Source organism: Herbidospora yilanensis, from assembly GCF_001570565.1.
Classification (GTDB): domain Bacteria; phylum Actinomycetota; class Actinomycetes; order Streptosporangiales; family Streptosporangiaceae; genus Herbidospora; species Herbidospora yilanensis.
The window spans coordinates 162,275-169,967 of sequence record NZ_BBXE01000031.1; the positions used below are offsets into that span (position 1 = coordinate 162,275).

5 protein-coding genes are annotated in these 7,693 nt (G+C 73.4%); 1 reads left to right on the top strand and 4 read right to left on the bottom strand.

Features of this window, described 5'->3' with window-relative positions:
* Positions 1 to 49: 49 nt before the first annotated feature.
* From AW273_RS25250 to AW273_RS25265, 4 genes are read right to left on the bottom strand one after another with little or no spacing between them, the layout of a single operon-like run.
* Complete coding sequence (locus AW273_RS25250) at positions 50 to 1,798, bottom strand: NAD+ synthase (RefSeq protein ID WP_062352863.1); 1,749 nt, start codon at positions 1,796 to 1,798, stop codon at positions 50 to 52.
* 56 nt (positions 1,799 to 1,854) lie between these two features.
* Positions 1,855 to 3,297 (bottom strand): BTAD domain-containing putative transcriptional regulator, encoded by a 1,443-nt coding sequence (locus AW273_RS25255; protein WP_062352866.1) that lies wholly within the window; start codon positions 3,295 to 3,297, stop codon positions 1,855 to 1,857.
* A gap of 24 nt (positions 3,298 to 3,321) precedes the next feature.
* On the bottom strand, positions 3,322 to 5,319 hold the full coding sequence (locus AW273_RS25260; protein ID WP_062352869.1) for a sensor histidine kinase: 1,998 nt from the start codon (positions 5,317 to 5,319) through the stop codon (positions 3,322 to 3,324).
* Between the two features lie 22 nt (positions 5,320 to 5,341).
* A complete protein-coding gene (locus tag AW273_RS25265) occupies positions 5,342 to 6,562 on the bottom strand; it encodes an MDR family MFS transporter (protein ID WP_062352872.1) in 1,221 nt (406 codons plus the stop codon).
* A gap of 97 nt (positions 6,563 to 6,659) precedes the next feature.
* On the opposite strand from AW273_RS25265, the gene AW273_RS25270 reads away from it, so the two are divergent.
* Positions 6,660 to 7,625: an ArsR/SmtB family transcription factor gene (locus AW273_RS25270; RefSeq protein WP_062352875.1), complete on the top strand. Its 966-nt coding sequence runs from the start codon at positions 6,660 to 6,662 to the stop codon at positions 7,623 to 7,625.
* Positions 7,626 to 7,693: the final 68 nt, after the last annotated feature.

Sequence of the window (7,693 nt, forward strand, 5' to 3'; positions counted from 1 at the left end):
ACCATTGGGCCGTCAGCTCACCGCCCCGGGCGAAGGCGGTGAACTGACGTCACGACGGCATCTCGCGCCACTTGTTGGTGATCGGCAGGCGGCGGTCGCGCCCGAAGTTCTTCGGGCTGATCTTCGGGCCCGGCGGATACTGCCGCCGCTTGTACTCGGCGAAGTCGACCAGCCGGATGATGCGCAGCACCAGCTCGGGATCGTGCCCGGCCGCGATCAGCGCGTCGCGGCCCATGTCCTTCTCGACGTAGTCGTCGAGCAGCCGGTCGAGGACCTCGTAGGGCGGCAGTGAGTCGGTGTCGCGCTGGTCGGGCCGCAACTCGGCGCTGGGCTCCTTGGTGATCGAGTTCTCCGGGATCGGCGGCGGGTCGGACTGGGTGTTGCGCCACCGCGACAACTCCCAGACCAGGGTCTTCGGCACGTCCTTGATCGGCGCGAAGCCGCCCGCCGAGTCGCCGTAGAGGGTCGAGTAGCCCGCCGCCAGCTCGCTCTTGTTGCCGGTCGTCAGCACCAGGTGGCCGTGCTGGTTCGACAACGACATGAGGAACATGCCGCGGACCCGGGCCTGGAGGTTCTCGGCGGCCAGGCCCGTCAGCTCGACCTCCTTCTCGAAGGCGGCCACCGTGTCGGCGATGGGCAGGATCCGGGAGTGCAGGCCCTGGCGGCGCACCAGCTCCTCGGCGTCGGCGATCGAGTGGCCGGAGCTGTAGCGCGAGGGCATCAAGACCACGTGGACCCGGTCGGCCCCGATGGCGTCGGCGGCGATGGTGGCGGTCAGGGCCGAGTCGATGCCGCCCGACAGGCCCAGGATGACCGAGCGGAAGCCGTTCTTCTCCACGTAGTCGCGCACGCCGAGCACGAGGGCGCCGTAGACCTCGGCGGCGTCGTCGAGGCGGTCGGCGACGACCGGCTCCCTCGGCTCGAAGCTCACCGGCTCCTCCGAGAGCACGATCCGCTCGACCGTGATCACGGTGCCGTCGCCGGCGTCGAACACCGACTCGCCGGGTTCGCCCGACCCCCGGGGGAGGTCGAGGTCGGCGAACAGCAGTTCCTCGGTGAACTGGGCCGCGCGGGCGATCAGCGCGCCGTCGGCGCCGACCACGAGGGAGTCGCCGTCGAAGACCAGTTCGTCCTGGCCGCCGACCTGGTTGGCGTAGGCGAGGGCGCAGCCGGCCTCACGGGCGCGGCGGGCGCACAGGTCCCGGCGCACGTCGTCCTTCTCCCGCTCGTACGGCGAGGCGTTCGGCACCACCAGCAGGCCCGCGCCGGCCGCGCCGGCCACCGACACCGGGCCGCCCTCCTGCCACAGGTCCTCGCAGATCGCCACGGCCACGTCGACGCCGTGGAGGCGGAAGACCGGCAGGCGGTCGCCGCGCACGAAGTAGCGGTATTCGTCGAAGACGCCGTAGTTGGGCAGGTGGTGCTTGGCCGTGCGCACGACCACCCGGCCCCGGTGGAGCACGGCGGCGGCGTCGAGGGGGGCGCCCTTCGGCTGGCCCACCCGGGCCACCCGGTCGGCGCGGTCGACGTAGCCGACGACGACCGGGAGGTCGCCGTAACCGGAGTCGGCCAGGCGGCGGGCGCAGCTCTCCAGGGTCGCGATGGAGGCGTCGACGAAGGAGGCGCGCAGCACCAGGTCCTCGACCGGATAGCCGGTCAGGAACATCTCGGTGAAGACCACCAGGTGGGCGCCGCCCGCGTGGGCCTTGCCGGTCCATTCGACGAGCCGGTCGGCGTTCCCGGCGAGGTCGCCGACGACGGGATTGGTCTGGGCGAGTGCGATGCGGAGTTGGGCCACGGGGCCAGCCTACGGGGACGCCGCTATTTTCATCAATGTGACGATAAGCACCCGTGTCACGTTCCGGGGCTGACGAGCCCCGACTCGTAGGCGAGCACGACGAGCTGGGCGCGGTCGATCAGGTCGAGGCGTTTGAGCAGGCCGGTCACCTCGGCCGCGACCTCCGACTCGTCGACGGCCAGGGTGACGGCGATCTGGCGGTTGGTGAAGCCGCGCGCGATGAGCCGGACCAGGTCGACCTCGGTGTCGCTCAGCCCGCCGGGCGCCGCCGGGTTGTGCCGGCCCGCGAAGGCGGCGATGAGGTGGGTCGTCACGGCCGGGTCGATCAGCGCGTCGCCCGCCACGGCGGCCCGGATCGCGGCGATGAGCTGCTCGGGCGCCGAGGTCTTCAGCACGAAGCCGCTGACCCCGGCGCGCAGCGCCGAGTAGAGGTTGTCGTCGGTGCCGAAGGTGGTCATCATGACCACCTTCGGCGGGTCGGCCTCGGCCAGGATGCGCCGGGCCGCCGCGAGGCCGTCGAGGCGCGGCATCTGGATGTCCATCAGCACGACGTCGGGCCGGGTCAGGTGGACCTGCTGGATCGCCTGCTCGCCGTTCTCGGCCTCGGCCACCAGCTCCAGGCCGGGCTCGCTGTCGAGCACCACCTTCAGCCCGGTGCGCACCAGGGCCTGGTCGTCGGCCACGACCACCCGCAGCACCCCGGCCGACCGGGTCGCGGACCCCGACGCGGGCGGGGTGACCGGCCCGTCGAGGTGGGCGGCCTGCCCGAGGATGTCCTGCTCCAGCCGCTGGAGCGCGGGGCCCAGATCGAGCCCGAGGTCGTCGCGCAACACGTCGCGGGCCCGGCGCAGCGCGCCGAGCGCGTCGGCCTGGCGGCCGGCCCGGTAGAGGGCCAGGGCGAGCAGCCGCCAGGCCTCCTCACGCAGCGGGTGGGCGGAGGCGTGCGCCTCCAGGTCGGGGATGAGCGCGGCGCTGCGGCCCAGCCGGACGGCCGCGTCGGCGCGCCGCTCGACCGCGATCAGCCGCAGGTCGTCGAGCCGCTGCGCCTCGGCCTGGGCCCAGGGCAGGTCGCCGAACTCGGCCAGCGCCGGGCCCCGCCACAACGCGAGCGCGGTGTCGAGCCGGGTCAGCGTGGCCGTCAGGTCGCCGCCGTCGTCGCGTTTCACCAGGTGTTCGAAGTGCCAGGCGTCGACGTTCCCGACGTCGGCGCGCAGGGCGTAACCGGGCGGGGCCGAGACGAGCACGCCGGCCTCCTCACGCGGCGCCCGGCCGGGCTCCAGCGCCCGCCGCAGGCGGGACACGTAGCCCTGGATCGTCGACAGCGCCTGCACGGGCGGACGCCCCGGCCACAACTCGTCGATCAGCGTGGTGACGGGAATGGCCCGCCCGCCCGCCACCAGAAGGCGGGCCAGAACGGCCTGCTGCCGCTGACCTCCCAGGTCGAGCGGCCGCCCGTCGGAAATGGCCTGGAACGGCCCCAGGGCCCGAAGTATCACCATGGTTCTGGTAAGCGTAGAGCAACGTCACATGGTGCCGGTCAACGGCAGCCGGGCGGCCACGATCGTACCGCCGGTGTCGGGCGCGGTGATCGCGCACGAACCGCCGAGTTCGGCCGCCCGCTCCCGCATCGAGGAGGTGCCGACGCCCGCCCGGCGCACCTCGGGCAGCCCGATCCCGTCGTCGGCGATCCGGACGGTCAGCAGGCCGTCCCGCAGCGCCAGCGTGATCGTCACCCGCTTGGCGTGGGCGTGCCGCCGCACGTTGGTGAGCGCCTCCTGCGCGATCCGGTACGCCGCCACCTCGACCGCCGCCGGGAGGTCGTCCATGGCCCCGTCGGCGCTCACGTGGGTGGCCGTGCCGGAGTCGAGGGTGTCGGCGGCCAGCGTGCGGATCGCCTCCACCAGGCCGAGGTCGTCGAGCGCGGGCGGGCGCAGGCCGTAGACGAGCTCGCGGATGTCGCCGGCCACCGCGTCCATGCCGGAGCGCAGGTCGCGCAGCAGGTGGTCGGCCGTGGCGGGGGAGCCCTTGATGTTGAGCCGGGCCATGTTGAGCGTCATCGCCATCGCGCCGAGCGTCTGGCCGAGGCCGTCGTGCAGGTCGCGGCGCAGCCGCCGGCGCTCCTCCTCGCGGGCGGCCAGGATGCGCTCCCTGGAGCGTTGCAGGTCACTGGCCATCCGGACGGCGTGGGCGACGTCGGCGACGTAGGGGAGCAGGGTGGCGACCACACGTTCGTCGTGGGCGGCGCCGAACCTGCCGCCCTCGGGGGCGCCCAGGAGCAGGCGGCCGACCGGTTCGCCGTGCCAGACGAGCGGGAGCTCCCGGGGGGCGGCGCCGACCTGGCCCGAGGCGACGTGGAGGCCGTTGACGACCTCGACGGCGGCCCCGCCGACCGCCAGGCCGTCGCGGACCACGTCGACCACGGCGGCCAGCGCCTCCGCCGGGTCGGCGTTGCGCACCTCCTCGACGAGCCGCGCGGTCAGTAAACGCGGATCGCCGACCGGGCCGTAGAGGAGCCGGTCCATGCCACGCTGGATCAGGCGGCGCAGCGGCTGGTAGAACGCGCCCGCGAACAGGGCGGCGCCCAGGCCCGCGAGGATGTCGTACTCGGCGGCCATGAGGCTGAAGACCGCGCCGGCGGCGAAGTAGACGGCGCTCACCCCGGCCACCGTCCCGGCCACGACCAGGGTCCGGCTGAGCACGTCGTCGATGCCGAACAGCCCGTGCCGCAACACCGAGAAGGCGATCGACACGGGGATGAGCGCGACCCAGCCCACGAGGAAGGTGTGGAAGGCCGGATCGCCGGTCACCACCAGCACCGCGTAGACCGCGAAGGTCAGCGCCGGCCAGGCGATCGCCCGCCGGGTCGCCGCGTCGGCGCCGCGCATCCGGACGACCATGGAGGCCAGCGCCAGCAGGATGCACCCCTGCTCGGCGAGCCACACCGAGTCGGCGACCGGGACGAAGATCTCGCGCGGTATGCCGAAGTCGAGCGGGTTGGGGATGACCGACGACATGCCCAGCGTCGGCGCGGGCGGGGCGGGGCGGCCGACCCGGAGCGCCGTCTGGGTCACGATGATCACTCCGGCGACGACGCCGAAGACGCTCCAGCCCTTCGACGGCCGCCGCCCGCCGATGGAGAACAGCGGCACCAGGATCGCGAGGAAGCCGCCGCCCAGCGACCAGGCGGCGACGCCGACGATCCGGTGGAGGGCCGCCGCGTCCAGGTCGCCGCCGCTCTCGGCCTGCACCATCAGCGCGGAGAACAACACGCTGGCCAGCTCGAACACGCCACCGGCGATCATCAGCCAGCCGATCGGCAGGCGGGGCCGCCGGGCCGCGATGTAGGCCCCGAGGGCGGGGAACATCACCCCCGCCGTGTAGTCGGGCGTCGGCTGGAAGGCGGCCCGTACCTGTGGCGGCAGCCCGAACTGGATCGCCAGCGTGGCGCCGACGGCGGCGGCGGAGGCCACGCCGACGACGGCCGCGATCACCAGTGCCGGACCCGAACCTCTGTCTTCCATTTCGGGCCAGGGTATTGCCGAATTATGACTGTTGTGTCCTGGTCCTATTACGGATCGCGCGCGCCAGCAGCAACTGCCCGACCGCGGCCACCAGACCCAGCGCGCCGGTGGTCAGCCACAGGGCCTCGTGGCCGACCTCCAGCAGCCGGGTGCCGAGCACGGGGGTGACCGCCGCGCCGACCGACCACGACAGACCGTAGAGGCCGTTGTACCGGCCGCGCAGGTGGGGCGGCGCCAGCGCCGAGGTGATCGCCAGGGGCATGCCGGCGGTGAGGATCTCGCCGCACGTCCAGACGGCGACGGCCAGGGCGTACTGGAGGGTCGTGGTGGCGAAGGCCTGCAGCGCGAACCCCACGCCCACCACGGCGAACCCCGACGCCAGCACCAGGCTCGGCGAGAACCTGGTCAGCCAGGCCGTGGTGATCGGCTGGACGATGATGATCAGCGCGCCGTTGAGCGCGATCGCCGTGCCGAACGCCTCCGGCGGGAGTCCCCGCTGGGTCATCGCGATGGCCAGCGTCTGGAACGCCTGCAGATACGTGCACGTGTAGGCCAGGTTCATCAGCACGAACGCGACCATGGTCCGGTCGCGCAGCACGTCGCGGTAGCCGCCGGGGAGCCGTTCCGCCGCGGGCGGCCGGGTCTCCGGGATCAGCCGCCAGACCAGGAAGCCGAAGATCAGGCAACCCGCCGCGTCGATCCAGAACAGCAGCAGGAACCCGCCCGACGCGAGCCGCCCCCCGGCCACCATGGCGACCGAAAAGCCCAGGTTGATCGCCCAGAAGAGCAGCCCGTAGGCCCGGGGCCGGTCCTCCGGCGGCACCAGGTCGGCCAGCATCGCCTGGGAGGCCGGCCGGTACGTGTCCACGACCATCCCCAGCACGAACATGCCGGCGGCGATCGCGGTCAGGTCCCGGGCGTAACCGAGGAAGATCATGGTCGCGGCGGTGGCGACCATGCCGCCCGTGAGCGTCGCCCGCCGCCCGATCCGGTCGGCCAGGAACCCCGCCACCGGCTGCGACAGCAGCGACCCGCACCCCCACAACATGAGGACGAACCCCGTCATGGCGACCGAGACGCCGCGCGACTGGGTCAGGTAGATCCCCATGAACGGCTGCGCCATCGCGCCGAGCTTGTTGACGGCCGTCCCGGAGAACAGCACCCAGAACTCCCGGGGCAGCCCGCCGACGCGGGAGTGGACGAAGCGGCGGACGGGGGAGCGCTGGATGGGGGGTGCGGCCATGGGGTCAAGGGTCGTGAGCGGGCGCGGGCCGACGCGATCGATTTAGCCTCTGCTAAAACATGGTCTGAAATGGGCAAAAGACGGGGGTTGCTGACCTATGGCCGTGGAGTGGTTGTTCACGCCCGGTGACGTGGCGCGGTCGCGGTTCGCCTTCTCGCCCATGTGGGAGGTGATCGCCAGCCTCCGGGCCGTCCAGGGCGCCGCGCTGCACACCGCGCAGGTGCCGTGGTCGCGGGCGGTGCGCGACCGGCTCGCCGCGCTCGGGCTGGCCGAGCTGACCGGCCTGGTGCCGGCCGCCGGATACGTGCCCGACTTCCTCACGCCCACGCCCGACACCCACCAGCCCGACTTCGCCGCCGAACTCGCCCGGGTCCGGGCCACCGACCCCCGGGTCGCGCGGGCCGAGGTCGCCCGGTCGGCGCCGCGGAGCGCCGGGATGGCCGGCCGCTTCGACCACGACCCGGCCGGCACGCTCGCCTGGGTGGGCGACGCGCTGGAGTCGTACTGGACGCTGGTGTTCCAGGAGTTCTGGCCGAAGGTGCGCGGCATCCTGGAGGCCGACGTGCTCTACCGGTCGCGGCGGCTGGCCGAGGGCGGGGTGCGCGACCTGTTCGCCGCCCTCCACCCGTCGGTGACCTGGCACGGCGACCGGCTGATCGCCGACAAGGGCTGCATCCACTGGGGCGAGCTCGGCGGCGCCGGGCTGGTGCTGCTGCCCAGCGTGTTCCAGCCGCTCGACCGGGTGTCGGTCATGCACGCGCCCTACCGGCCGATGCTCGTCTATCCGGCCCGGGGCATGGGCAACCTGTGGCAGCGCGGCCCCGAGGAGGTGCCCGGCGCGTTGTCGGCCCTGATCGGGCGCACGCGGGCCCGCATCCTGACGGCGCTGGAGATGCCGGCCTCGACGTCCGGGCTGGCCCGGGTGATGGAGCTGACCCCGGGCGCGGTCTCGCAGCACCTGACGGTGTTGTCGGACGGCGGGCTGGTGTCCCGGCAGCGGCTGGGGCGCGAGGTCCTCTACCAGCGCACGGCGATCGGCGACGCCCTGGTGGGAGGGTCGTAGCGGGTGGCCCCAGAGGTGTCGTCGCGGCGGGGGCCGGGAGCGGTGGTGAGCGCCGGGCACGGCGGGGG